At 29.4% G+C, this 688-nt stretch carries 1 protein-coding gene and 1 pseudogene; both read right to left on the reverse strand.

What is annotated here, in order from left to right; genetic code table 11:
* Positions 1 to 272 (reverse strand): annotated as a pseudogene (locus BGS43_RS00460) (hypothetical protein); the annotation flags it as partial.
* A 232-nt stretch (positions 273 to 504) separates the two neighbouring features.
* Positions 505 to 688 (reverse strand): DUF5675 family protein (locus BGS43_RS00465; protein ID WP_257841411.1); only part of this gene is annotated, 184 nt, incomplete at its 5' end.

The raw sequence follows: 688 nt of genomic DNA on the forward strand, positions 1-688 counted from the left end.
TATTCTTTAACATATTGCACCCTTTCTTGTACTTGATTTTTTTGATTGTTTGCTTCATTTAAAGCCTTTAATTCTGTTTTATGAATTTGATTTAATTCTTTTAATTTTTCTTGATTATTTTCATTTATTTTTAAAGCCAAAGCTAAATCACTTTGACTTTTTTCTAATTTGGCCTTTGTGCTATCAAGTCTTAGATAAAAATATCCTGTTAAGATTGCCATTAAAGCTAAGGCTATATAAAGCTTTGCATTTCCAGATAAAAGATTTATCATATTTTGTTTTAGAAGTTTAAGTAAGGTTTTTATATAATACCCCTAAGGGTTAGCCGTAGGTCTAGCCCCCTATGGCTAAATTTTACCCTTGAAAGTGGGTGATTTTTATGACTACATATCACCAAATAATCGTTATAATTATACTCTTATGTATAATTATTGTCAAGGCTTATTAGTCTTGTCCCCTTTTAGGGGGATTATTTGGTAACCTACTTAAACTTTTATCTCCTTTCTATGCTAATTCATTTGTTATTTCTAATTTAATGTCTTCAAGATTTTTACCATACATGAAATCATAAAATTCTTTACAAGCTTGTCTGCTTTGACCGATACTTTCATTATTATTATCCTTGGTAAGCCCCAGCAAGATACAACCTTGTGTGTCTTTGTCAGTGTTTCCCCAGTGTATTAAAATT

Source organism: Campylobacter sp. 110 (assembly GCF_002383965.1).
Taxonomy (GTDB): Bacteria; Campylobacterota; Campylobacteria; order Campylobacterales; family Campylobacteraceae; genus Campylobacter_D; species Campylobacter_D coli.